Raw genomic sequence first — 24,071 nt, 5'->3', positions numbered from 1 at the left:
AATTAAATATTCATTTCTAAGATGTAGACCCCTCCACCAAAACGATCAATCGCATAAACAATGGCATTTTCATCCACAAAAACATCGTTTATTTGAATCGCTCCAGCGGGGGACATTTTTGGAGCACCAGGAACGTAGTAAGCAATTTCTTCAACGCGATAAGGATTGGTGGTATCAAAGACTCTTACACCACCATTGAAGAAGGTACCAATAATGATGGTGTCTGAATAGAATGATCCTGGAATAGGCAGATTTTCATGCAAGTTGTGGGCGCCAAAGCGACCACCTCGTTTTGTAAAGACCTCAGGGTTTGGCATGGGGAAAGTACCAATCGAAACTGGATTTTCTTCATTTCTAGCATCAACTACCCAAACTAATTTAGGCCAATCGGCACCATCATCCATCACACACTCATCGCTGACAATCCACAGGCCACGATCAAACAATGGCAAAACAGTGTGAATAAAGCCATTGAGAGGAGGTGAGTGATTCCAGTGTGAAATCACTTTGATGTTTTTCATATCTGAAATATCTAAGACAAATGCGCCACCGTCGATATAACCAACATAAGCACGGTTTGGCTCTCTTGGAAATACGTTCGTATTATGAACCCGATAACCAGTATCTAGTTTTGGCATTCTTGGTGGCGGCGGGCTGCTATCACCTTTACGTGTACCTGGATACCACCAACGACCTGCCTCAAATGGTTGGGTTGGGTCAGAAACATCCAGAATTCTATAAAACTGGTCATCTAAAGGATGCGTTGGTTCAAAATCTTCTGAACCGGATGACATGTGAATGTATTTACCATCCACAAACCATAGGGCATGCACTCCTCTAGAGTGAGGACCGGAGCAATCAAAATGAGATAAAAGTTTAGGCTCTTCAGGGTTACTAATATCAAATAGGTCTACGCCGGCAGGTTTTAAACCAACGACCTGTGTTTGGTAAGCGACAGCCAAAATATTGCCAAAAACATCTAATGAATTTGATCGAACTTGCATGTGCGGCAAGTCCGTTTGCACAATCAATTTTGGGTTTTTGGGGTCAGTAACTTCAATACCACTAAAGTTCTTGGGAGCTGACTCATGAGCCACCCACAAAATACGTCGTCCATCATTGGTGATTTGTAAACTGATTCCTTCGCCAAGACCACCGAACCCATTCAGTTCATGGTGGGCGAGTAAAGTCATATTTCTAGACAAAGTTTGATCAGATTTACCTAAAGGGTTAGGGGATTGCATAGCAAGGCGTCTCTCAAGTAGTTAGTGAATAATCAATTTAGCAATATCATACGACATGATAAGATATTTTGACTTGAAAATTATCATCCTAATAAAAATTAGGAATAAATATAAATACATAAATAATTGGGGATTAATTTTGTTTTGGATGCTTTTAAAGCGTTTTCAATTTTATTTAAGTGGTGTGACTTTAGTTGCTTGTGTTTTGGCGATCTCAAATTTAGCCACAGCCCATACGAATAACTTTCCAAATGCGCCCATCAAAGTAGTTGTAACCGATTCAACTGGTGGTAGTTCAGATTTAATTACCCGCATTGTTGGCCAACAACTAAGCGATATTTGGTCTCAACCTGTCGTGCTTGAAAATCGTCTAGGTATAGCAGAGGCAATTGGTATGCAACATGCTGCGAATCAGCTAAAAGATGGGTCTGTTTTAACGATTGGTAACTTGGGTCCCGCTGGCGTTAATCTAATGATGACAAGGAAAGGTTGGCAAGTTTAGATATCGAGCCAATGATCATTCAACCCGAAGAAGCAAAAAAATTCTTAGAATTAGAAAAAGTGAAGTATGCTAAATAGATTAAAGATAACAACATCAAAGCTGAGTAAATCGGAATGACAAAAATCCAAACCCATCTGCCTCCAGAGGCGATTCAACTAAGTCACATGGGTATCTTTGTGAATAATATTGCCGTAATGTCCAATTACTATCAGGAGGTTTTGGATTTTCGTATTACTGATAAAGGACAATTAGCAGATGTGCAGTTAGTCTTTTTGAGTAGAAACCCCCTAGAGCATCATCAGATCGTGATGGCCACGGGTCGTCCTGCAACCATTGATTTCTGTGTGGTAAATCAAATTTCTTTTCGGGTACCGAATTTAGAGTATTTGCGACTTTTTCAAGCACGGGCAATGAGTCATCCCGACACGAAAGATTGTGTAAGTATTTGTCACGGCAATGCCTTGTCGATCTATTTACGTGATCCCGAAAATAACCGTGTAGAAATTTTCATCGATACTCCTTGGTATTGTGAACAACCCGTGCGCGAGCCGATTGATTTAAATTTGCCGGATGATGAAGTCATGGCAAAGGCTTTAGCAAGTGCTCAGTCCAGACCTGGGTTTTGTTCTCGAGAAGATTGGTTAAAAAAAATGAATCAGTTAATGGGTCTTTAAACTATGGAGAAGCTCTTGAATCCCTCTAAAACAAGGTATGGCGTAACAGTCTTTGGATCACTTCTCTTATTGCTAAGTTTGTTGCTGGCAAATGCGGTCAGTGCCCAAACTACTTGGCCAAATAAACCCATCAAAATGTTACTGGGTTATCCCCCAGGTGGCGGTTCAGATATCGTCGCTAGGCTGATTGCCAAAAATTTAGGCGACCGACTTGGCCATAATGTGATTGTAGAAAATCATCCGGGTGCGGGTGGCATCATCGCAGCTGATTTAGCCGCTAAATCTACACCCGATGGTTACACGCTGTTTTTTGTGCCGAGTGGTCATGCAAGTATTGCTGCATTAAAGCGTAAAAATTCCCCTTATGATGCTGTCAATGACTTCACTTGGATCAGTACAGTGACAACCTACCCATTAGCTTTGACAGTCGCACCAGATTCGCCATTTAAGACTCTGGATGAATTTTTATCAGCTGCAAAAAAAGAGCCCGGTAAATATACTTACTCTTCCGTTGGTGTCGGAACTGCTATGCATATCATGGCAGAGTGGATTTTTTCAGAAGCAAAAGTTGATGTGGTGCATGTTCCATTCAAAGGGGGAACTCAGCCATTTCAAGAACTACTTGCTGGTAGAGTTGATTTGATGATTGACACCATGACCTTAACCGCCAATTTGTTAAAAGATAAGCGGGTGAGATTATTAGCGGTAACTTCTCCAAAGGGCATGAGTCCGATTGCAGGTGCTTCTACTGTTGCAGACTCCTTACCTGGAGTGCAATTTGAGTCTTGGTTAGGAGTTGCGGCTCCCGCTAATTTATCAAGTGATATAACAAATCGTCTGAATAAAGAAATTTTAGCGGTAGTGAATCAAGCCGATGTGCGACAAAGATTAATCGACTTTGGGGGAAAACCTCAAACAAGTACATCTGTCGAGTTTAAAAATAGAGTTCAAAAAGATATCGATAGTTTAAGTAAAGTCGTTGATGCTCGCGGCATAACAGCTAACTAAGTGAGCTCCTCGCGATCTTCATCGAGAGGAGCTTGGTGCTCGATTGCTACTTCAATGCAGCTTTTTACGCGCAGTGATTTTGAATAGCATGAGTAAGAAAAAGGCGGCAATGCCTAAGCTGATGCTATTACCCGCCCAAAACCCTTTTGCTCCTTGAAGTATCTCAGGTACATGGGGAAGCTTGTTAAAGGCCATTAAATAACCTCCAAGTAAACCAATACCCCAAAGTGATCCAGCGTAAATTACCATTGGCCAAAATGCTACTTTATAGCCTCTCAAAATAAATGCCGCAGTCACTTGCATGGCATCACAGACTTGGTAGAGGGCAATAAAAAAGATCAGTTGTTTCGCAATCAATCTGGCCTCTTCTCTCGGCGCATAAAAGCTGAGAAGAGTATCTTGAAAAATCCAAACCATTGCGCCAATGACAACACTGACAAACACATTAAAAATAACTGCAGACCAACCTACCTCTTCAGATCTAACATCATCTTTTGCGCCAAGATGCTGCGCAACCACGGTCATGGTCGCAATCGATAAAGATAAGGGGACCATATAAATAACTGTACCCATATTGGCAATAATTTGATGTCCTGCTAATACGGATGTGCCAAATCTAGCAATAAATAAAGCCATGAAAGCAAATGAGGTTACCTCAATCAGGTAACTAAATCCAATCGGAGCGCCAAGCTTCAGAATCTCCCAAATTCTTCGAAGATTTGGTTTACTAAAAGTTGTAAAAATATGAAACTGCTTATACGATGAACCATTCCAAATAATGAGTGTTAGAGTAATGACCCAAAACCACTGAACAATGGAGGTGGCAATGGCACATCCAGGACCGCCCATCGCTGGTATGCCAAGTCCACCAAAAATAAATAGGTAATTTAAAGGGATCTTTAACATTAAGCCAATCACTTGGAGAGTGGTAATCATTTTAGGCATGGAGATAGCATTGTGAAGTGCTATGTAAGTTCGCATGATCATATTTGCGGGGGTGGAAAAAGACAAGATCATCAAATAGAACTTTGCTTTTTCGGCAATTTCCGGAGATACTTCACCAATTGCAATAAAGAGGTCAGGGTGGTTTAATACAAACATCCCAACCCCAGCTAAGATTAATGATAGCCATAGTGTTTGACGCGTTTCTTCACCAATCGCCTGATATTTTTTTGCACCAAATAATTGTCCACCGATTGGGTTGAGGGCCGATAAAATACCGGTAAGTCCAACATAAATACTAATGAAAATTGAAGCTGCCATGCCTAACGCCGCTAAATCATCAGTGGAGTACCTAGCTGTCATCGCCGTATCCATCACACCGAAGGTGATGATGGCCAGTTGACCTAATAAAATAGGAATCGCTAGTTGAAGAATTTGCGGTACGTCACGACGTAAACGGGCATACCAGGGGAGTGTAAGGGTATTCATATGAACTTTATTGGTTTTTACTAACTCGGTATAGTCTCAAGCGCTCATCACGATCGCTGTCACGACGATCTTCCCAGACAAGGTCAAGCTTGTAGAGATTAAGAATTTCTGACGACAGGGCTTCTTCAGAGTTATGGGTTAATTTGTAATTACAGCTTTCATCATCTCTTAAATTGAGTGAGGTGAAATAGTGAAATGAAGCTAGTTGCGCATCTCCTAAAAAGCTACTATCGATACATTTGGCATCTTCTGGAAGTGCCTTTGCAAACCTTATAGCAACGGGTTGGTAGGTTTTTGCATAGTTAATTGTTGGTAACCATAAATTCATTAATAACACCCATAATAGGATGGTGCCACTGGTAGAAATAATTAAACAACGCCAGATTACTTTAGGTGCTCTAGATGTTCGCCAACGAACAATGGCAAACCAAACTCCAGTAATAATGAGAGCAAAAAATAAATCTAAAAAATTAAAGCGTGCTACAAAACCAGGCAAATAACGTGCAATATTATCAGCCGTAGATTTTGGATATCCGGTCATTTTCGCAAACCATACAACCCAAATAAATCCACCTGCGAGAGTGAAAGTTAACAGTGATAACCAATCAATAAAACTGATGAGACCTCGTCGTAAAAACGGCAGTCCGAAAGCCGCAAGTATTGCCATTGGGGGTGAAAGTAACATCAAGTCACGCTCGCTAAGATCTTTGTATAGCAAAAACAATAAAATCTCTGCTACAAATAGCAAGCCGGGGATCACAAGGTGAGCAGCATTCACCCCAGATTTTCCTCTAGTACTCCATAAATAAAGACTCCAAAAGCTGAGTGGCCAAACTGGCCAAGTGTAAGCCCAAAAATTCACTGATAAAAACTCCAATGAACCAAATGAAATAGTCGCTTGAAGTTGGTCTCTACCTAACCAAATAAACCATGCATTGGATATTTGTTCAGGAGGTAGGCTCATCAGGTGCCAAAGGATTGGCCAACTCGAAAGACCTACAGTCGTGATCAAAAGTGAACCAACGATCCACCCAGTGAGGCGCATATTCTTCCGAGTATAAAAACCGATGAATGCTGCAACCCACAGAAAAACTGCCGTCCACAACATGCCCGATAAGCCAATTGCAACCATCCCTAGGCCAGAAATGACGCCTCCTTGCCAAGGCTTATCGTAGGATCTTACAATGCCGTAAATTAAGAGGGTAACACCGAGTAACTCGACTAATAGTGGGGATGCTTCATGCACCCGTTGTGCCAAACCTACACAAGCCAAAAAGATTAATAGTGCGCCATCCGCTAAAGTTTTTCCGTATTCTTTCGCGCTAGGTTGACCACCCAAGGCAAACTGCATGGGTTGTACTTCTGTTCTTCTTGCAAGCAAGTAGGTTGCATACCAAATACTAATTGAACTAATAACAAAGCAGATTGCTGAAACTAGTCGAGCTGCATTAATCTCACCAATTTGACCACCAAGAATTTTTATTGAAGTTGCCCCTAACCAATAAGGGAGTGGTGGACCTACTAAAACCCCTCTTCCTTGCAGGTGGGGAAGTATCCAGTCATTGATGGAGCCATGCGCTAAAGTCCACATCACACCAAAGCCGACCGCATCATCATTTTTCCATGGATCATGGCCAAATAGACCTGAGAACGCGTAAATCAGGGTGATTAACAACATCACTGACCGTGGGATCGAGGTTGTTGCAGCGGCGGTTAATTTAATTGGATTTTGCATATCAACAATAAAAAAGGCAGCAAAGGTAATCCTTTGCTGCCTAATTTAAATAAGAATTTAGATTAACTCTTTGTGCTTGACTTCGCACCTGCTTTAGCACCAAACTTCTGACGGAATTTCTCAACTCTACCAGCAGTATCCATAATCTTTTGAGTGCCCGTATAAAAAGGGTGTGACTCAGAAGACGTTTCGATTTTAGCTAATGGGTATTCGTTGCCATCTTCCCATTTAATGGTTTCACGTGTATTAATCGTGGAGCGTGTTTTAAAACTGAAGTTGTTTGAAACATCGACAAAAACAACTTCTCTGTAATTTGGGTGAATTCCGTCTTTCATGATTGATCCTTATAGTTTAGGTAGCCATTACACATTGCACATCTAAAAGCATGTTAGAGGTGTAATACTTTCCAGAAAAAAGAGTATTATGACATATTTTAAAATTAAGCAGATACTTTAATCAAAGAATCTGCTTTAAATTACGTCATTCTAGTTAAATTTAGCCACCTCGGCGCATTAAATCAAAGAACTCTGCATTGCTCTTCGTGGATTTCAACTTATCTACGATAAAGTTCATCGCTTCTACATCATCCATATCTGAAATCAGTTTTCTGAGTACCCAGATTTTTTGGAGGATGTCAGGCTTAACCAATAACTCTTCGCGACGTGTGCCAGATTTATTCAAGTTGATTGCTGGATAAACTCTTCTCTCGGCCAATCGTCTTTCTAGATGAACTTCAAGGTTACCAGTACCTTTGAATTCTTCGTAAATTAAGTCATCCATCCGACTACCGGTCTCAATCAAGGCAGTCGCAATAATTGTTAAAGAACCACCTTCTTCAATGTTTCTAGCAGCACCGAAGAAACGTTTTGGACGTTGAAGTGCATTGGCATCCACACCCCCTGATAAAACCTTACCAGAGGAGGGAACGACAGTGTTGTAAGCTCTAGCTAGTCGAGTAATCGAATCTAAAAGAATAATCACATCTTTTTTCATTTCTACTAAACGCTTGGCCTTTTCAATCACCATTTCGGCAACTTGTACGTGACGAACTGCTGGTTCATCAAAGGTAGATGCAACAACTTCACCGCGCACGGAGCGTTGCATTTCTGTAACTTCTTCAGGACGCTCATCCACCAACAGGACAATTAGAATAGCATCAGGGTGATTCGCCGCGATGGCATGTGCAACATGCTGCATCATCACTGTTTTACCAGATTTAGGAGAAGCCACAATCAGGCCACGCTGACCAAAGCCGATCGGTGAAATCATATCAATAATTCGACCAGTTAGATTTTCCTCTGCCTTGATATCGCGTTCCAGTAACATTGGGCGATCAGGATGCAACGGCGTTAAGTTTTCGAACATGATTCGATTTTTTAACGCTTCTGGGGCAATACCATTTACTTTATCTACTTTAACCAGTGCAAAGTAACGTTCACCTTCTTTTGGTGTTCTTACTTCACCTTCTACAGCATCACCTGTATGTAAATTAAAGCGACGAATCTGAGCAGGTGAAATGTAAATATCGTCGGGTGAAGCTAAGTAGGAAGATTCTGGGGATCTTAAAAAGCCAAATCCATCAGGCAAAACCTCTAAAACACCATCGCCAAAAACGGTTTCACCATTTTTCGCCCTATTTTTAAGGATCGCAAACATTAATTCTTGTTTGCGCATTCTTTGTGTATTTTCAATTTCTAAGGATGCAGCCATTTCTAATAGTTGAGAAACGTGCAGTATTTTTAATTCGGTTAGTTGCATAAATATATAAACAGTTAAATGTAGGGAGTCTGAAGCGAGTGGTCAGAGTTGAGGGAGAGGGTGGCTAGGATAGGTTGATTAGGGTAAGAAGGAATTAAGATTCGAATCTACAGAAAAGAAAAATGGGGACAGTTTTGTTTTAAAAAGAAAAATCAAAGAAAAGAAACAATCTTTGGTTAAACATTCAAGTTATGCAATTGATATGAGCAATTAACTTGGAAAAGTGACGAAACAACTTTAAATCTGATTCTAACACTAATTGTGAGGTGTTCTATATTCTTGATGAATTTACAACACCTCAATTGATTAGATCAAACCACTAAGTGCCCATAAAAACGAATATGGGCAGTTTTTTTACAGATGAGAGTCGATAAATGCAGTTAACTGTGATTTAGCTAAGGCACCAACTTTTTGCGCGGTCACTTCACCGTTCTTAAATAGGATGAGTGTTGGAATACCACGGATACCAAATTTTGCAGGGACTGCTTGATTTTCATCCACATTAATCTTTGCGATTTGGATTTTATCGCCATAATCTTTGGCAACTTCTTCTAAAATGGGGGCAATCATCTTGCAGGGGCCACACCATTCAGCCCAAAAATCTAAAAGTACAGGTTTGGTTGAGTTCATTACATCTTCTTCAAAAGAACTGTCTGTAACGTATTTAATTCCTTCGCTCATATTGCGTCCTTAATTAACTGAGTAAGTAAAAATTATATTAATCTTTCTAATATGTCATTCTACATCTGTTCTAAAAAAAATTCTAAGGCTCACTTTTTGATCCTAAATGGTGATTTAATGAAGCATTCCCTCAAACTTTAATTTCAATGCCGATCGAAAAAATTTCATTTGAACCTAACCAAAATGCGCTTGAACAAGTTGTGAATACGATTTGGGATATTTCACAAAGACAATTGCAAACCCCTTTGGTGATATTAAGTACCTCAGGCCCTATTTTTGAACTTCGACAAACTTTAGAAGCGAAAAGGCCACCGGTATGTCCGCCTGAAATAGCCTTTTTACCGGCTTTATTTGGACTAGATCAGTGGTTAAATTTAACGAATGATTTAAAAAATTATCCCAACCCGTTTTCTGATTTTCAACGTTGGGAAATTGTTTTTAAACAATTAGAAGTTCATTACGAAATTACTAATCGGCTTGGACTTCATGGTGATGGCAGTAAATGGGCTTTGAGTCAGTCCATTGTGCGGGGATGTGATTATCTTTCTGGCGCATACCTCTCCCTAACAGAGTTGTCTGAACGAGGTCAAGCCTTAAATTTAGATAATGTGGAGATGGTTTTTCAAGAAGCTTTACAGCGTGCTTACCCGAACTCTGAGCAATTTGTTTTGCCTGAAGCCCATATACTCCTCACTTTTTGGAAGTATATTACGTCAATTCAAGATCCTCCTATCCGAAGGCAGTTATCTTGGAAATTTAGGATTCAGGAATTGGAGACTATGGCTAATTTACCTCCTCTCATTTGGCTTGAATATACGCAAGCCAACGGTGTTGAATTAACAGCACAAGAAGAATTTTTAAAACAATATGCGATCCATGGTGTGGTTTATCGTTTAACTCCAGATTGGTCAAGAGCCGCTTTGTGGCCAGAGTGTTTTCCTGTAGGGGAGCAATTTCAAGAGAACAAATCTCTAAATGATTTAATAACGAATAATCGGCAGTCGGCGGAAAAGTCACATTGGCAACTTATTTCACCACCCAGTTTTGAAAAACTCGCTTGGACGACAGTGCAAAGAGTGGCACATCATATTCAAGAATCAAGAAAAAATATTGCCATCATTGCTCAAGATCGTTTAGTGGTTAGGCGAGTTAGAGCCCTTTTAAGTCGTTACCCTGGCATCTCCATTCAAGACGCTACTGGATGGAAGTTGTCTACCACGGGGGTTGCTGCAGCAGTCAATAGTTGGATAGAAATCGTTCGATCCCCTACTGGGCCAAATTTACATCAAATCATGGGGTTTTTAAAGAATCCCTTAATTGATTGGCCGAAATTGATCCAGGGAGTTGATGAAGGTTCAACTCCTGTTGATCCCGATGAGTTCATGAATTTTATTGACCAACAACTATTAGATTTGATGATTGGTAGCGGATGGGATGCTATTTTCAATGTTTTTGATAAGACCACTTGGAGAGAGGCACCCTCTGATACAACATTAAATTGGGAAGTGTTAAACGATCTCGCCCTCAAGGTGGTCCAGTTTACACAATTAAAAACGCTTGAATGGCATGGAAAATCTCAAAAAGGCGATTATTTTTCTGGGTTGTTGCAAAATCAACTAGAGCAATTTGCAATGGCTGAAAATTTGCAGAAGGATGAAGCTGGTCTTACTTTTTTGCAGTTGTTAGTTGATTTGCAAAGAATGAATGATGTCAATTTACAGGCAAATAGCTGGTTTAGTTTATTGGATTTAAGTATTGAGGAATCATCCTTTATTGAAAAAAGTTCCCCTTATCCAATGAATATTTCGATTATTCCACTTTCAGCGATTCGTCTGCAAAAATATGATGCGGTCATTGTTGTTGGTTGTGACGATGAGCACTTTCCGAGTAAAAGAAATGAAGGGTTAATTTTTTCGCAAAGCCTAATGCGCGAATTAGGACTGTTATCGATCGAGGATGATTATCAACAACAAGCGAGAGATTTATCGCAATTATTACAGTCTCATCAGTACGTCGATTTTTTATGGCAAGAATATCAGAAAGCTGGTGAAAAAAATCGACGATCATCTTGGTTAACTAGGCTCATGATTGACGTTGTGGATTTTTATGAAAAGCCAGTTAACCCTATAACTGATAAAGTGGTTAGCTCTTATTTGACCACATCAGTTACAAATTTAGGCGCTAAGCACCCATTATTGCCAACTCAATTAAGCCCAAGCTCTTATAAAACATTACGAGAATGCCCATACCGTTTTTATGTGACGAGATCGCTCAAACTGAACTCACCTAATGCTTATCGTGAGGACTCTATTTATGGTGCTATTGGTCAATTACTGCACAAGATTTTAGAAATTTTTTATCGCGCATTAAAACTTGCTAGCGAACAAGATCATCAGTTGAAATTGAATAAAGAATATCGTCGTGACTGGATGATTCAAAAACTAACAGAAATTTCTGCTAATGAATGGCTGGCGATTACCCAATCGAATGGACAACTACTAGCGAATGAGCAAGCATGGAACAATCAAATTCCAACATTTATCGATTGGCAACTTGCCCATGAAAACAGTGGTTGGACATTTTTTCAATCAGAAGAGTGGTTTGAGTATGACTTTAAAGTAAATGAGTTTTACACCATCAAGATGCGTGGAAAAATCGATCGGATTGATATCAGTGATGATGCCACGATGGTGCTTGATTATAAAGTTCAGAGTTTAAAAAAATTGAAAGAAAAAGAGCGTCAATTAAATGACGATCCGCAACTTTTTATATATGCGAATGCTTTAGAACATCGAAATGCTTCCATTGATCGACCAGTGCAGACCATTGAATGGGTGAGTTTGAAGCCTGATAAAACTGATAAGGATATTATTCTTGCAATTGATGCAACACCTGAACTCAAAAATAAGCTAGAACAGCAAATGCGAGATGATCTGCAGTCAGTCTGGGAGGGTTCCCCCATGAGGGCAAGTGGCCCTAATCATGTTTGTCAATATTGTGATGTTAGAGGAATTTGTCGGAAAGGGATGTGGATCAATGAGTGATAAAAACAATTTGATTTCTATAGCTTGTAATCCTGAGCAATCTGCTGTCATAGAAGCTTGTGCTGGTAGTGGTAAGACGTGGCTATTAATTTCTAGAATTTTTAGATTGTTATTAAGTGGTATTGCACCCCATGAAATCCTAGCTATTACCTTTACCCGTAAAGCAGCGCAGGAAATGCGCGATCGCTTGGAAAAAATTCTCATTGATTTTACAAAGTTTGATGACTGTCAAATTCGCGAAGAATTACTCATGCGGGGAGTTACAGAAGCTGAGATTGATTCATTCATTCCTCTCGCTCGAGGATTGTTTGAAAAAGTTTTGTCGAATCCTCAAGAAATTTCTATTGATACTTTTCATGGTTGGTTTAGCAAAATTTCTCAAGCAGCGCCATTGACGTCGGAGTTAAATATCCAGGGTGTGATTCGCGATGATCAAGCTCGTATGATGCAAGAGGCCATGGAATCTTGGTGGGAAAAATTAGGACGAGGTGAGGGGGAGTTTGCTGACCTTAAATTGAAATATTTGGATTTATTAAAGATATTTTCTTCCAGTGCACTAAATGAATTGATTGTTGGTAAATCCAGTTTGATGCAACAAAAGGCGACTTGGGATTTATTTGAAAATCATTGTTTAGAGCAACAATTAAGTATTGAAGATGTTCTAAAGGAGCAGTTTCCCTTAGCCAGTCTACCGAATCCTTTAGAGCATCTATATGATGAAACCATCTTTAATTGGGGAGGTCTGCAATTGGCTGCAGATTTTTTAAACAATGGTGGCGTTAGCGATGTAAAAAATGCAAACTCTATTAAAGAAATTATTTTAAAAAAACAATCGAATACTCCTAGTAAAGAATTGATACCCCTTTTTAAATCTTTGTTTTTTACCAAAGACAAGGAAACTAAGGTTAAAGATGCTTTTACTAAGGTTAGTGGCACTGTTAAAAGTTACTTAAATAAGAATAATCAATCGCATTTAGAATCAGAAATTAAAGATATTTATAAAAAGTGGGTTGAGCAGATAGAGGCTTATATGAGTTGGTCCACTGATGTTGAATTAATAGAGTGTAATTTGAGGTGGGTAGATCTCGCTAAATCGGCCTCAGAACATTATTTGCGGTACAAGCAAAATAATCGGCTACTTGATTTTAGCGATTTTGAATATAACGCATTTCGCTTAATGTCAGATGAGAAAACGGCCATCTATTTGCAAGAGCGTTTAGACGCAAAATATAAACATATTTTGATTGATGAATTTCAGGATACGAATCCGCTCCAGTGGCAAATTTTAAAAGCATGGTTAGATGGTTATCAAGGGGCGTCCCAAAAACCTTTCGTATTTTTAGTAGGTGACCCTAAGCAATCGATTTATCGCTTTAGAAGGGCGGATGCAAGGTTGTTTGAATTAGCAACGCAATATCTAAATGAGAACTTTAGAGCCAAGCCTTTTGATCACTCTACTACCAGACGAAATCCACAAGAGGTGGTCGATGTGGTCAATGCTTTATTCAATAAGGTCAAAGAGGAGATCACGGATTATCCTTATAAAAAACATGAGACATTATGGAAAAACCCTAACGAGGGATACATCACTCCTAAAGTTTTTCGACTGCCATTGATTGCTCGAGCCCAATTGCCAACTGATGATCTGGAGCGAAATTCATTAAAAGTTCCTATGGTAGACCGCAATATGAAAGTGGACTCTATTCAAAGTGAAGAGGAAATTCAGCAAATTGGTCGGTTAATTCTTCACTGGTGTAAAACAGAATGGGTTGCTACTGGTTCTGAAAGTGAACCAAAATATAGACGGCCTCATCTAGGTGATTTTTTGATTTTGGTTCGAGTCAAGAAGCATTTACAAGTGATTGAAAAAGTATTTAATCAATTAGGCATCCTCTGTGACACCCCAAGAACTGGTGGCTTACTGCAATCATTAGAGGCCCTCGATATTTTGGCATTGCTCAAAACCTTACTGATTCCTGCTAATAATCTTACTTTGGCGCATGTTTTAAGATCCCCTATCTTTTCTTGTACCGAGCAAGATCTAGAAGCCTTAGCCCTGTATGCAAAACATCACCAAAAAAACTGGTGGACGGGCCTTCAGTTGATTGAGAATGAGCGACTCAAAAATGCCTTTCAGGTCTTAAATGCATGGAAGGATTTAGCAAAATTTTTGCCGGTCCACGATTTACTAGATCGTATTTATCACGAAGGCCATATTTTGCAGGTATATGCAAGTACCTCACATGAGCTCATTCGAGCCAAAGTGTTAGCCAATCTAGAAGCTTTTTTATTACTTGCTCTAGACACCAATGCAGGAAGGTATCCCTCATTAAGTCGCTTTATTGAGGAACTTGAAATACTATCAAAGGGCGATTTACAAGAAAGTCCCGATGAAGGAGAAATGCAAGAGGATGTATCCGAACAAGATGAGGCAAAAGCTGGTAGCTCAGTGGAAGATGCTCGATTTGTGAGAGTGATGACGATTCATTCTGCTAAAGGTCTAGAAGCTCCCTTTGTGTTTCTGACAAATGCGAACACGAAGAATAAAAGTGCAGAAAGTAGTGGCATATTATTTGATTGGCCTCTTGGTGAAAACACACCAAAGGGTGTCTGTATTTATAAATCGAAACCTTCTGCTGATTTTGTTACCAATCTGATGAAGATTGAAGAGGGCATTGCGGAGAAAGAAAATTGGAATCTTCTATATGTTGCTTTAACGCGTGCAAAGCAATGTGTAGTTGTGACTGGTTTAGGAAAAGAAAGTACCGTATCTAATCCAAGTTTGGTGCATGATGGGTCTTGGTATAGTTATTTGATGTCAACGGGTATGCGCGAGTTGTCTCTGGATGACGCACTAGACCAAAGTAAAGTTTGCCTTGAACATGATGTTCCTAAGGTAAATGATGCTGAGGTTGTTGAAACGACGGATACTTTAGTAGCTTTTCCAGTATTGCCAACCATCTTGACAGGAGTTACTCCTGAAATGCAGTCGCAATTGATGGATGAACGCAAAAAATCAAGTGTTTCTTATGCGCAAGAACTTGGTACAGCAATTCATTTGATCTTAGAAAGACATCTAAATGAAGCTCACCAACGAAGAACACTTGCAACCTTACCAGATATAAAAACCCTACAGAATTGGTTGCAAATTGATTCAAAGGTAATGCTTGATGCGTTTGAAATAGCTCAGACGATGTTAAGTCAGCCTCATTTGTTGAACTTTTTTGACCCAAACCTATATATCAATGCATGGAATGAATTGGCTTTAATTGATGAAACTGGCAGCTTATTAAAGGTTGACCGACTTGTTGAATTGAATGAAAAATTAGTAATTCTTGATTACAAATTAAATATTCCTGATCCTGGTACGGATTCTATGAATCAATATGAAACACAATTAAAACGTTACGCAGACCAAATTAGTAAACGTCGACCTGATAAGAACGTGGAAGCTTATTTAATTGATCAAAAAGGGAATATTTTCTTTATCGAACTATAAAGGCTGCCGAAATGTGATTTTATGATGTATTACGGAAGTGGAAAGGGACGAGCCATACCCCCGGCACTACTGGTGAATGGGTTTGGCTGCTTCGTTCCCGACCTGACCAGATTGCCATGCCAATATGCGGGGAGGCCCGTCTTAATTAAATTATACCTTGTTGCTTGTTAGAATAGAGATATGTCTGATTTTAATTTATTCGAAACCCCATCTTCTGCTGCTCCAGCAGGTTTAGCACTCGCCAGAAAATGGCGTCCGCGTGACTTTAGCACCTTAGTTGGCCAAGATCATGTGGTCAAAGCCCTAACTCATGCCTTGGATCAAAATCGCTTACATCATGCTTGGTTGTTTACAGGAACAAGGGGCGTAGGTAAAACTACGATTTCACGAATTCTTGCAAAATCATTGAACTGTGTTGGATCACAAGAACATCCAGTGCTTGCACCCACCTCAAAGCCCTGTGGAACATGCTATGTCTGTCAAGAAATTGATGCTGGTCGATTTGTTGACTACATTGAGATGGATGCCGCAAGTAACCGGGGTGTTGATGATATGGCGGCATTATTGGAACGGTCCATTTATGGGCCCACTAGTGGTCGCTTTAAGGTCTTCATGATTGATGAAGTGCACATGCTGACCAATCATGCTTTTAACTCAATGCTAAAAACATTAGAGGAACCGCCACCGCACCTTAAATTTATTTTAGCGACCACGGATCCACAAAAGATTCCAGTGACAGTCCTTTCGCGCTGCCTGCAATTTAATTTAAAGCAAATGCCTTCTCCAGTTATTGTGGAGCATTTACAAGATATTTTAGGTAAAGAACAAATTAATGCAGATGCTAAGGCACTGCGCATTATTGCAAAGTCAGCAAGAGGTTCTATGCGGGACGCTCTTTCTTTAACTGATCAGGCAATTGCTTACACCTCCGGAGAAATTACTGAAGAATTAGTGCGTAATATGCTGGGTTCACTCGATGATGCATATTTAATTCGTATATTAGATGCACTAGCTTCTCATCACGGACAGGAATTAGTTGATATTTCTAGGGAAATGGCAACCATGAGCATGTCATTTTCGATTGCTTTACAGGATTTAGCCTCTCTGTTACAAAAAGTCGCAATGGCACAATTAATCCCAAACTCTATCTTACAAGAGTGGCCGGAGGCAGAGGCAGTGGAGAAAATGGCAAGCAGTTTTAGTAAAGAAGAAGTACAGCTTCTTTATCAAATTGCTATTACTAGTCGAGCAGATCTACAAATGGCACCCGAGGAAGAGGTTGGCTTTTTAATGGCCTTATTAAGGATGTTGGCTTTTAAAATTGATGAAGGATCCAACAATTCAGCGCCATCACCATCAGTGCCACCAAGAGTATTGACGGCGAAAAGTACATTAATGGCTCAGTCAAGTGCTGCCAAGCCTGTGATTGCAGAGCCTGAAAAAAAAACTTTAACGCAAACTAAAGTAACTGAGGAAACTACTCCAACATCAAGCTCTGGCAATATGAATCCAGCCGAGTGGCAAAACTTAGTGAAAAAATTGCCATTAAAAGGTTTAGTTGGACAATTTGCGCTTCAGACAGCTTTAAAGTCATGGGTAGAACAGGGTGGCTTCATTAATCTACATTTAACTAGCGAGTTACCTCAACTCGCTACGCCGTTTTCAGTTGAGAAGTTGACCGAAGCCTTGGAACAACATTTGAATCGAACGGTAAGAATTAAGGTCGATGTTGGCGAATCAGAGCACACAGTGGCAAAGTTAGAAGCTAAAATGCAAGCTAATGAGCAATTGGTGGTAGAAGCCTCTGTTGTAAAAGATCCCTACATTCAGGAATTGCAAAATATTATTGGTGTAAAAGTCATTGAAGGTTCCATCCGACCTTTGAGAGAAAATAACTAAGATTTCAAAATAACTTATTGAGGAAAGAAACGATGATGAAAGGTCAAATTGCTGGATTGATGAAACAAGCCCAGCAAATGCAAGAAAAAATGAAAAAAGCTCAAGAAGAATTGAGCAATCTAGAAATCGTTGGGCAAGCCGCTGGCGGACTTGTGAAAGTTACCTTGTCAGGCAAACATCTAGTAAAGCGGGTAGAAATTGATCCAAGCGCAATGGATGATCGTGAAATGCTAGAAGACCTCTTAGTAACCGCTTTGACAGATGCTCACAAGCATGTAGAACTAGCTGCTGAAACTAGGATGTCTGGCGCAACTGCTGGCATGCCGATGCCTCCAGGTTTCAAACTACCATTTTGATGAATAAGAAATTTCAGGAGGAAGTTCAGCAAGATGCTTTAGGGCGATTAATTTCTGCCCTAAAAATCCTTCCTGGGATTGGGCCAAAATCTGCACAAAGAATGGCCTATTATTTATTGCAACATGACAGAGCGGGTGCTCAGGTACTAGGTGAAACACTCCAGTTTGCAGTGAATCACATTGGCCATTGTAGGATGTGTAATTCTTTTTCTGAAATTGATCTATGTAAGACTTGCTCTGATGATCGTAGAGATTCAAAAATTCTGTGCATTGTAGAAACCCCCTCCGATCAATTGATGGTAGAGCAAACATTATCTTTTAAAGGTCTTTACTATGTTCTGATGGGGCGTTTGTCGCCAATGGAGGGACAAGGACCTAAAGAGCTTGGCTTTGATGTCTTAATGAATCGAATATTTTTAACGCCAACAGATGGCCGAGAAGCGGTTTCAGAAGTGATTCTTGCAACCAACTTTACTAGTGAAGGTGAGGCAACAGCTCATTTTTTAGGTGAGGTTTTAAAGTCAAAAGGAATCTCTATTTCTCGTATAGCCAGGGGAATTCCGGTCGGCGGTGAACTTGAGTATGTTGATGCAGGCACTTTAGCTAGAGCGATGATGGATAGACGACCTTTGGGTAGCTAAAGGAACTTTGCTCCAAAGATTGTATTTAAAGTATCAAAAGATTATTAAGCTGTAATTTCAGTAAAAAATACCCCCAAGAAAATAATTCATTTTATTTATAAAACCTTAACTTTAGTTGATAATAGTCATATGCACTTACTAGTTTCGAATGATGACGGCTATCTAGCTCCCGGTTTACTTGCTTTAGTGAAAGCTATGCGCTCACTCGGTAAAGTAACAGTGATCGCTCCTGAGCAGAATCACAGTGGCGCTTCTAACTCCCTTACTCTGTCCAGACCATTGTCCGTTCATCGGGTCGCTGGTGGCGAGCGTGATGGATTTATCTTCGTTAATGGAACCCCCACGGATTGCGTTCATATTGCTTTAACGGGGTTTTTACCTGAAAAGCCAGATTTCGTTATTTCAGGTATCAATCAGGGCGAAAATATGGGCGAAGATGTTTTGTATTCTGGAACAGTTGCTGCCGCCATTGAAGGAGTAATGTTTGGTGTCCCGGGGATTGCCTTTTCTCAAATAGACCGGGGTTGGTCAAAAATTGAGGATGCAGCTCAGGTAGCTCGCGATATCGTTGCACATGCGATTGCATCCGGTTTAAAAAACGAGCACACTCAACATGCTCCTTTATTGAATGTAAATCTCCCTAATCTATCTTATGAACAATTTAAGGGCTGGAGAGTCACCAAATTAGGTAATCGTCATCCTTCACAGCCAGTCATTGAGCAAAATAGTCCTCGTGGCGATAAGATTTATTGGATTGGGGCTGCTGGTGAAGCTAAGGATTCATCCGACGGCACCGATTTTCATGCTATCAATCAAGGTTATGTTTCAATTACACCGCTTCAATTGAATTTATCGGATGAAGAGAGACGTTTGAAAATGATGCAATCTTCATGGAATCAGGGATAGAAATTGTGGTGAAACAAGATTGGACAGATTTAGATGCAGCAAGAAGATCCATGGCACAGCGACTAGCCATGTCGGGTATTACCCATCATGAAGTGTTGCAAGCAATGGCAACTGTTCCAAGGCATGCTTTTGTTGAACCAGCGCTTGAATCGCAAGCTTACGAGGACTCCTCTTTACCGATTGGTAGGGAACAAACTATTTCAAAGCCTTCAGTTGTTGCAAAAATGATTCAAGCCTTAATGCAAAAACAAAAGAAAATGGGACGAGTTTTAGAGGTTGGAACGGGTTGTGGCTATCAGGCTGCTGTTCTCAGTTTGTTATCTGAAGAAGTGTATTCGGTAGAAAGAATTCGTTCCTTGCATGACATTGCCAGAGCGAATTTACGACCTTTTAGAATTTCTAATTTAAGGTTGATTTTTGATGATGGCATTAAAGGCATTCCACAGGCAGCACCGTTTGATGGCATCATTCTTGCAGCTGCTGGTTTAGGGATTCCGGATCCTCTTCTTGAGCAGCTAGCCATAGGCGGCAAATTAATTGCTCCTGTAGCCAAAAGTGATACTCAGCAGCAATTACTATTAATTGAGCGATTAAGTTCAATGCGTTATCAAAGAACCACCATGGATGAAGTATTTTTTGTGCCTTTACAGTCAGGAACTATCTGATGATAAGTGATGAAACCTTATTAAATTATCCATGCAACAATCAAAAAATATCTTCCAACCTAAGGTTGGAATCATTCTCCTTGGTGGTCGTTTTATTTTTATCAATTTATCTCGTTGGATGCTCTGCCAGTAAACCGGCCCCAATTTCTGAACGAAACGGTAGTTTGAGTAGTACCAAAGAGCTTCCTAGTCGTTCGAATTCAATCAATTCAAATCCAAATACGGCTAAAGTGAATCCGGTCCCAACGCCTAGACCGATGGTTCAGAAAAACAATCCGAAAGAAATTGCTAAACCAGAACCTAAAGTAGAGCCTTCAAAAGTGGCTAGTACTTTGGAAAGTGGTTTTAAATTATTAAAGCCGAGTAACGCACCTATCATCACGAACTTTAATGAAGTGACGAATAAAGGCATTGAGTTTTCAGGTAAGCTCGGCGATCCCATTCTTGCAGCAGCAGATGGTAAGGTGATTTATTCAGGAAGCAATCTGAGGACTTACGGTAATTTAATTATTCTGAACCATAGCAATAGCTTTGTAACCGTTTACGCCAACAATAAAACGCTTCTTGTGAAAGAGGGTGATACGGTCAAGCGTGGTCAAAAAATCGCAGAAATGGGCAACTCAGAGTCAGATAAAGTGAAGCTGCATTTTGAATTAAGAAAAAACAGCAAGCCGATTGATCCAAGTAGTTATTTTTCTGAGAACTAATCAAAGCAATGAAGACAGTTCTTGTTTTTGATATCGAAACGATTCCAGATGCTACGGGGCTTCGTCGACTGGGTGATTATGATTCACAAATATCAGATGAACAGGTCGTTGAATTAGCAAAACAGGCGCGTTTAGAGAAGGGGCAAAATGACTTTTTCCCGCTTTATCTACAAAAAATTGTCGCTATTTCTTGCGTTATTCGTCGTACGAGGAAGGATGGCACTCCGCAATTTAAAGTTGGGACGATTGGTAAGATTGATAGTACTGAGGGAGATATTATTCAAGAGTTTTATCAATTAATTGATCGTCATACCCCTCAATTAGTTTCATGGAATGGTTCGGGTTTTGACTTACCTGTTTTGAACTATAGAGCGTTGGTTCATCAGGTGACAGCCTCAAGGTTTTGGGAAATGGGCGAGAGTCAGGACTATGATGCTCGTGAGTTTAAATATAATAACTATATTGCCAGATACCATTTACGACATTTAGATTTGATGGATTTACTCGCTTTTTATCAATCAAAAGCAAACGCGCCACTCGACTCTTTAGCAAAACTTTGTGGATTCCCTGGCAAGATGGGGATGGATGGCTCACAGGTTTGGCCCGCTTACTTAGACGGAAAACTGTTAGATATTCGAAGGTATTGTGAAACCGATGTTGCAAATACCTATTTAATGTATTGTCGATTTCAGCTTTTAAGAGGAGCCTTCTCGAAAGAGGAGTACGAATTAGAAGTTGAGTTTGTGAAGAAAAATTTATTGCAAGAGGCTAATAAACCAGATGGTAGCCATTGGCATGAGTACTTATCTGGTTTTATGAATGATGTATCTTGAGAAAAAAATCTATTAGTCCATTGCTTGGACAAAAAAAATCCGTTGAAATTTATGCGATTGATTTAGAGGCGAATGGGATTGGTCGACTGCCTGAGGATGATCCACACGCTCCCGGAAAAGTTGTTTTTATTAATGGGGCGATGATCGGAGAGAAGGTTACTTACGCGATTACTCAGGATAAAAGCCGATTTCAAAAAGGGAAGATTAACAGCATTCAATCAGAGTCTTTTTCTAGAATCAAACCACGGTGCGAATGGTACGGAAATTGTGGTGGTTGCACCATGCAGCATATTGACTCTAGGACTCAAATTGCAATTAAACAAAGAGCTCTTGAGGATAACTTGCGACTTATCGGTCGGGTTACTCCCCAATTAATCATGCGTCCGATTGTAAGTTCTGATTGGGGCTATCGACATCGTACTCGGCTGAGCGTTGTGAATCGCTCAATCAAAAAGGGGACGGTACTTGTCGGGTTTCACGAGCCACAGAATCGCTATGTGTCTGATATGACCTCCTGCGAAATCCTACCAAGCGAATGGTCGGATTTACTTGTCCCGCTTCGTGAGTTAGTGATGGAGTTGTCCATTCGTGACCGAATCCCACAAATTGAATTATCCCGAGGTGATGCATCAATTTCGCGTAAATCCGTGATGGTGATTAGGCACTTATTGCCTTTCACGGAAACTGATGAAGAACTTCTCAAAAAGTTCTCTGATCAGCATGGTTTGTGGATTTGGACCCAAGCGCAAGGGGTCGAAACTACCAAACCTTTTTATCCAATTGAAGGTGAATTGTTTTACACCATTCCTGAATTTGGCTTGAAATTACACTATCATCCCACCGATTTTACGCAGGTGAATCATGCGATGAATCAGGTGATGGTAAAAAAGGCCATTGAGCTCTTGGTGATTGATCCAAAGGATCGCATCTTAGATCTATTTTGTGGGATTGGTAATTTCACCCTAGCGATTGCTAAAAAAGCGCATCAAGTTTTGGGTATCGAGGGCAGTCATCAGTTATTTGAAAGAGCTAAAAATAATGCCCTGATAAACCAGGTTGACCATAATACAGATTGGTTAGAGGCTAACTTATTTGATGTAACCACAAACACCATAAAGTCTTGGGGGCTCGCCAGTAAATGGTTGATTGACCCGCCAAGAGATGGCGCTTTTACTTTAGTGAATGCTTTGGCCGAGTTGGGTAAGTCACTCGATGCAAATGATCATCAATTTTTGCCAAAAAGAATTGTTTATGTTTCTTGCAATCCAGCCACGCTGGCACGAGATGCTGAGGTATTGGTGCATCAGACCGGATATCAATTATTGCAGGCTGGAATTATGAATATGTTTCCTCATACCTCACACGTTGAATCAATCGCTGTATTTGAGCGAGCGTAAAAAAAACTGCCTTGAATGAACTGACCCCCAAAAGTTGGACGAAATGTCTAACTTCTGGGGGTTTAGTTTTATGACAAAGTATTCATCTGAGTTTAAATTAAAGATTGTTCAACAATATTTAGAGGGAAAAGTTGGTTATAAGGCTTTAGGTCATATACATGGCGTTCATCATCGTCATATAGGCAACTGGGTCAAGCTATATGAACAGCATGGAACTGAAGGTCTAGCCAAGCGTCATACCAATTACAGTGTTGAATTGAAGTTGAATGTTCTTAAAAAGCATTTGGAAAACTCTTGGTCTAACCAACAAACTTCTGCTTACTTTAATATACCGTCACCTAGCTTGATAGGAGTTTGGCTACGGCTTTACAATCAAGGTGGTGAAACTACTCTTGAGCCTAAGCCGAAAGGACGACGACCTGTGAAACGAACCTCCAAGGATATCCAAACTCTTCTCAAGAAGCCAATCAATGAACTCTCCCATGAAGAATTACTGCAAAGAGTTCATTACGTGGAAGTGGAGAACGCCTATCTAAAAAAGCTAGAAGCCTTAGCTCAGCAAAAGGTATTGGCAAACAAGACCAAGTCCAAGTAATTACTGAGCTAAGGCAAGACTACCCATTAACCATCTTATTAGAAGTAGCGCATTTACCTAGGAGTGTTTATTACTACTGGCTTAAAGCCAGTAGTAATCCCGAGGTCTACCAGGATGCGAAGCAGAAGATCAGGACCATCTTCGATCAACATAAGGGGCGCTATGGATACCGACGTGTGAAGGACGAGCTAGGTCACCAGAACTGCCACTTAAACCCTAAGACGGTACAAAAATTAATGGTACAGATGGGGCTTAAATCTCTGGTTCGACCGAAGCGTTATCAATCCTACAAGGGAGTAGTCGGTAAAGCAGCGCCAAACCTGCTCAATCGCGACTTTGAAGCCAAGAGACCTCACCAGAAGTGGGTGACGGACGTCACCGAGTTCAATATTAAAGGCGAAAAGGTTTACCTCTCACCTATCCTCGACCTTTATAACCAAGAAATTATCTCCTATGAGATCGCACAACAACCCCATATAAGTATGGTAATGAACAT

The 24,071-nt window shown here is 40.3% G+C and carries 21 protein-coding genes and 1 other RNA gene; 15 read left to right on the top strand and 7 right to left on the bottom strand.

Going from position 1 to position 24,071, the window contains the following annotated elements; translation table 11 throughout:
* Positions 1–2: 2 nt before the first annotated feature.
* Positions 3–1,244 (bottom strand): LVIVD repeat-containing protein, encoded by a 1,242-nt coding sequence (locus B8983_RS07585; RefSeq protein ID WP_200806879.1) that lies wholly within the window; start codon positions 1,242–1,244, stop codon positions 3–5.
* 148 nt (positions 1,245–1,392) lie between these two features.
* Between B8983_RS07585 and B8983_RS07580 the strand changes: the two genes are divergently transcribed.
* The 3 genes from B8983_RS07580 to B8983_RS07570 all read left to right on the top strand — a co-directional run bounded on the left by B8983_RS07580 (position 1,393) and on the right by B8983_RS07570 (position 3,428).
* Positions 1,393–1,746, top strand: coding sequence for a type 2 periplasmic-binding domain-containing protein (locus B8983_RS07580; RefSeq protein WP_159460851.1), 354 nt, complete (start codon positions 1,393–1,395; stop codon positions 1,744–1,746).
* Positions 1,747–1,859: 113 nt separating this feature from the next.
* Positions 1,860–2,420 carry a VOC family protein gene (locus B8983_RS07575; protein WP_084283545.1) on the top strand — a complete coding sequence of 187 codons (561 nt, stop codon included), beginning with the start codon at positions 1,860–1,862 and terminating at the stop codon, positions 2,418–2,420.
* A gap of 15 nt (positions 2,421–2,435) precedes the next feature.
* Complete coding sequence (locus B8983_RS07570) at positions 2,436–3,428, top strand: Bug family tripartite tricarboxylate transporter substrate binding protein (RefSeq protein WP_159460850.1); 993 nt, start codon at positions 2,436–2,438, stop codon at positions 3,426–3,428.
* A 51-nt stretch (positions 3,429–3,479) separates the two neighbouring features.
* Here the strand turns inward: B8983_RS07570 and B8983_RS07565 are convergent, their stop codons facing one another.
* The 5 genes from B8983_RS07565 to trxA form a co-directional block, all read right to left on the bottom strand.
* A complete protein-coding gene (locus B8983_RS07565) occupies positions 3,480–4,859 on the bottom strand; it encodes an MATE family efflux transporter (RefSeq protein ID WP_084283543.1) in 1,380 nt (459 codons plus the stop codon).
* Between the two features lie 7 nt (positions 4,860–4,866).
* Positions 4,867–6,594: an ArnT family glycosyltransferase gene (locus tag B8983_RS07560; RefSeq protein WP_084283542.1), complete on the bottom strand. Its 1,728-nt coding sequence runs from the start codon at positions 6,592–6,594 to the stop codon at positions 4,867–4,869.
* A gap of 62 nt (positions 6,595–6,656) precedes the next feature.
* Positions 6,657–6,929, bottom strand: coding sequence for a type B 50S ribosomal protein L31 (locus tag B8983_RS07555; protein ID WP_084283541.1), 273 nt, complete (start codon positions 6,927–6,929; stop codon positions 6,657–6,659).
* Between the two features lie 160 nt (positions 6,930–7,089).
* Positions 7,090–8,352, bottom strand: coding sequence for a transcription termination factor Rho (rho, locus tag B8983_RS07550; protein ID WP_084283540.1), 1,263 nt, complete (start codon positions 8,350–8,352; stop codon positions 7,090–7,092).
* Positions 8,353–8,706: 354 nt separating this feature from the next.
* The gene (trxA, locus tag B8983_RS07545; RefSeq protein ID WP_084283539.1) at positions 8,707–9,033 is read right to left on the bottom strand and encodes a thioredoxin TrxA; all 327 of its coding nucleotides are present in this window, start codon (positions 9,031–9,033) and stop codon (positions 8,707–8,709) included.
* Between the two features lie 146 nt (positions 9,034–9,179).
* Between trxA and B8983_RS07540 the strand changes: the two genes are divergently transcribed.
* Positions 9,180–12,077, top strand: a complete 2,898-nt coding sequence (locus tag B8983_RS07540) for a PD-(D/E)XK nuclease family protein (protein ID WP_084283538.1) — start codon at positions 9,180–9,182, stop codon at positions 12,075–12,077.
* A complete protein-coding gene (locus tag B8983_RS07535) occupies positions 12,070–15,576 on the top strand; it encodes a UvrD-helicase domain-containing protein (protein ID WP_159460849.1) in 3,507 nt (1,168 codons plus the stop codon). Before B8983_RS07540 ends, B8983_RS07535 begins: the two co-directional genes overlap by 8 nt.
* 43 nt (positions 15,577–15,619) lie before the next feature.
* On the opposite strand, the gene ffs is transcribed toward B8983_RS07535, so the two are convergent.
* Positions 15,620–15,717: signal recognition particle sRNA small type (gene ffs, locus B8983_RS07530), an RNA gene on the bottom strand.
* A gap of 39 nt (positions 15,718–15,756) precedes the next feature.
* Here ffs and dnaX point away from each other — a divergent pair.
* From dnaX to B8983_RS13875, 10 genes are all read left to right on the top strand, one after another.
* Positions 15,757–17,475 (top strand): DNA polymerase III subunit gamma/tau, encoded by a 1,719-nt coding sequence (dnaX, locus tag B8983_RS07525; protein WP_084283536.1) that lies wholly within the window; start codon positions 15,757–15,759, stop codon positions 17,473–17,475.
* 32 nt (positions 17,476–17,507) lie between these two features.
* Entirely contained in the window at positions 17,508–17,831 is a 324-nt protein-coding gene (locus B8983_RS07520; protein WP_084283535.1) for a YbaB/EbfC family nucleoid-associated protein, read from the top strand.
* Positions 17,831–18,472: a recombination mediator RecR gene (gene recR / locus B8983_RS07515; protein WP_084283534.1), complete on the top strand. Its 642-nt coding sequence runs from the start codon at positions 17,831–17,833 to the stop codon at positions 18,470–18,472. The genes B8983_RS07520 and recR overlap by 1 nt, the downstream gene beginning before the upstream one ends.
* Before the next feature lie 129 nt (positions 18,473–18,601).
* Positions 18,602–19,378, top strand: coding sequence for a 5'/3'-nucleotidase SurE (gene surE, locus B8983_RS07510; RefSeq protein ID WP_084283533.1), 777 nt, complete (start codon positions 18,602–18,604; stop codon positions 19,376–19,378).
* Entirely contained in the window at positions 19,363–20,043 is a 681-nt protein-coding gene (locus B8983_RS07505; protein WP_084283532.1) for a protein-L-isoaspartate(D-aspartate) O-methyltransferase, read from the top strand. The genes surE and B8983_RS07505 overlap by 16 nt, the downstream gene beginning before the upstream one ends.
* Positions 20,043–20,750, top strand: coding sequence for a murein hydrolase activator EnvC family protein (locus tag B8983_RS07500; protein WP_084283531.1), 708 nt, complete (start codon positions 20,043–20,045; stop codon positions 20,748–20,750). Before B8983_RS07505 ends, B8983_RS07500 begins: the two co-directional genes overlap by 1 nt.
* Positions 20,751–20,758: 8 nt before the next feature.
* Positions 20,759–21,583, top strand: a complete 825-nt coding sequence (locus tag B8983_RS07495; RefSeq protein ID WP_084283530.1) for a 3'-5' exonuclease — start codon at positions 20,759–20,761, stop codon at positions 21,581–21,583.
* Positions 21,580–22,980, top strand: a complete 1,401-nt coding sequence (gene rlmD / locus B8983_RS07490; protein ID WP_234986940.1) for a 23S rRNA (uracil(1939)-C(5))-methyltransferase RlmD — start codon at positions 21,580–21,582, stop codon at positions 22,978–22,980. The genes B8983_RS07495 and rlmD overlap by 4 nt, the downstream gene beginning before the upstream one ends.
* A gap of 70 nt (positions 22,981–23,050) precedes the next feature.
* The gene (locus tag B8983_RS07485; RefSeq protein WP_159460848.1) at positions 23,051–23,575 is read left to right on the top strand and encodes a helix-turn-helix domain-containing protein; all 525 of its coding nucleotides are present in this window, start codon (positions 23,051–23,053) and stop codon (positions 23,573–23,575) included.
* On the top strand, positions 23,470–24,071 hold a 602-nt coding region (locus tag B8983_RS13875; RefSeq protein WP_143736135.1), incomplete at its 3' end, for an IS3 family transposase. The genes B8983_RS07485 and B8983_RS13875, both read left to right, overlap by 106 nt.

Origin of the sequence: Polynucleobacter kasalickyi, from assembly GCF_900176405.1 — a bacterium.
Taxonomy (GTDB): domain Bacteria; phylum Pseudomonadota; class Gammaproteobacteria; order Burkholderiales; family Burkholderiaceae; genus Polynucleobacter; species Polynucleobacter kasalickyi.
This window is presented reverse-complemented; position numbering and strand designations above follow the sequence as displayed.

What these genes read in the sequence shown, in the direction of transcription:
- B8983_RS07535 (WP_159460849.1), top strand. Translation starts at nt 12,070, where the DNA reads ATGAGTGATAAAAACAATTTGATTTCTATAGCTTGTAATCCTGAGCAA.
- B8983_RS07580 (WP_159460851.1), top strand. Translation starts at nt 1,393, where the DNA reads ATGCTTTTAAAGCGTTTTCAATTTTATTTAAGTGGTGTGACTTTAGTT.
- B8983_RS07560 (WP_084283542.1), bottom strand. Translation starts at nt 6,594, where the DNA reads ATGCAAAATCCAATTAAATTAACCGCCGCTGCAACAACCTCGATCCCA.
- B8983_RS07555 (WP_084283541.1), bottom strand. Translation starts at nt 6,929, where the DNA reads ATGAAAGACGGAATTCACCCAAATTACAGAGAAGTTGTTTTTGTCGAT.
- B8983_RS07500 (WP_084283531.1), top strand. Translation starts at nt 20,043, where the DNA reads ATGATAAGTGATGAAACCTTATTAAATTATCCATGCAACAATCAAAAA.
- B8983_RS07585 (WP_200806879.1), bottom strand. Translation starts at nt 1,244, where the DNA reads ATGCAATCCCCTAACCCTTTAGGTAAATCTGATCAAACTTTGTCTAGA.
- recR (WP_084283534.1), top strand. Translation starts at nt 17,831, where the DNA reads ATGAATAAGAAATTTCAGGAGGAAGTTCAGCAAGATGCTTTAGGGCGA.
- B8983_RS07485 (WP_159460848.1), top strand. Translation starts at nt 23,051, where the DNA reads ATGACAAAGTATTCATCTGAGTTTAAATTAAAGATTGTTCAACAATAT.
- dnaX (WP_084283536.1), top strand. Translation starts at nt 15,757, where the DNA reads ATGTCTGATTTTAATTTATTCGAAACCCCATCTTCTGCTGCTCCAGCA.
- surE (WP_084283533.1), top strand. Translation starts at nt 18,602, where the DNA reads ATGCACTTACTAGTTTCGAATGATGACGGCTATCTAGCTCCCGGTTTA.
- B8983_RS07520 (WP_084283535.1), top strand. Translation starts at nt 17,508, where the DNA reads ATGATGAAAGGTCAAATTGCTGGATTGATGAAACAAGCCCAGCAAATG.
- rho (WP_084283540.1), bottom strand. Translation starts at nt 8,352, where the DNA reads ATGCAACTAACCGAATTAAAAATACTGCACGTTTCTCAACTATTAGAA.
- trxA (WP_084283539.1), bottom strand. Translation starts at nt 9,033, where the DNA reads ATGAGCGAAGGAATTAAATACGTTACAGACAGTTCTTTTGAAGAAGAT.
- B8983_RS07540 (WP_084283538.1), top strand. Translation starts at nt 9,180, where the DNA reads ATGCCGATCGAAAAAATTTCATTTGAACCTAACCAAAATGCGCTTGAA.
- B8983_RS07505 (WP_084283532.1), top strand. Translation starts at nt 19,363, where the DNA reads ATGGAATCAGGGATAGAAATTGTGGTGAAACAAGATTGGACAGATTTA.
- B8983_RS07565 (WP_084283543.1), bottom strand. Translation starts at nt 4,859, where the DNA reads ATGAATACCCTTACACTCCCCTGGTATGCCCGTTTACGTCGTGACGTA.
- B8983_RS07575 (WP_084283545.1), top strand. Translation starts at nt 1,860, where the DNA reads ATGACAAAAATCCAAACCCATCTGCCTCCAGAGGCGATTCAACTAAGT.
- B8983_RS07495 (WP_084283530.1), top strand. Translation starts at nt 20,759, where the DNA reads ATGAAGACAGTTCTTGTTTTTGATATCGAAACGATTCCAGATGCTACG.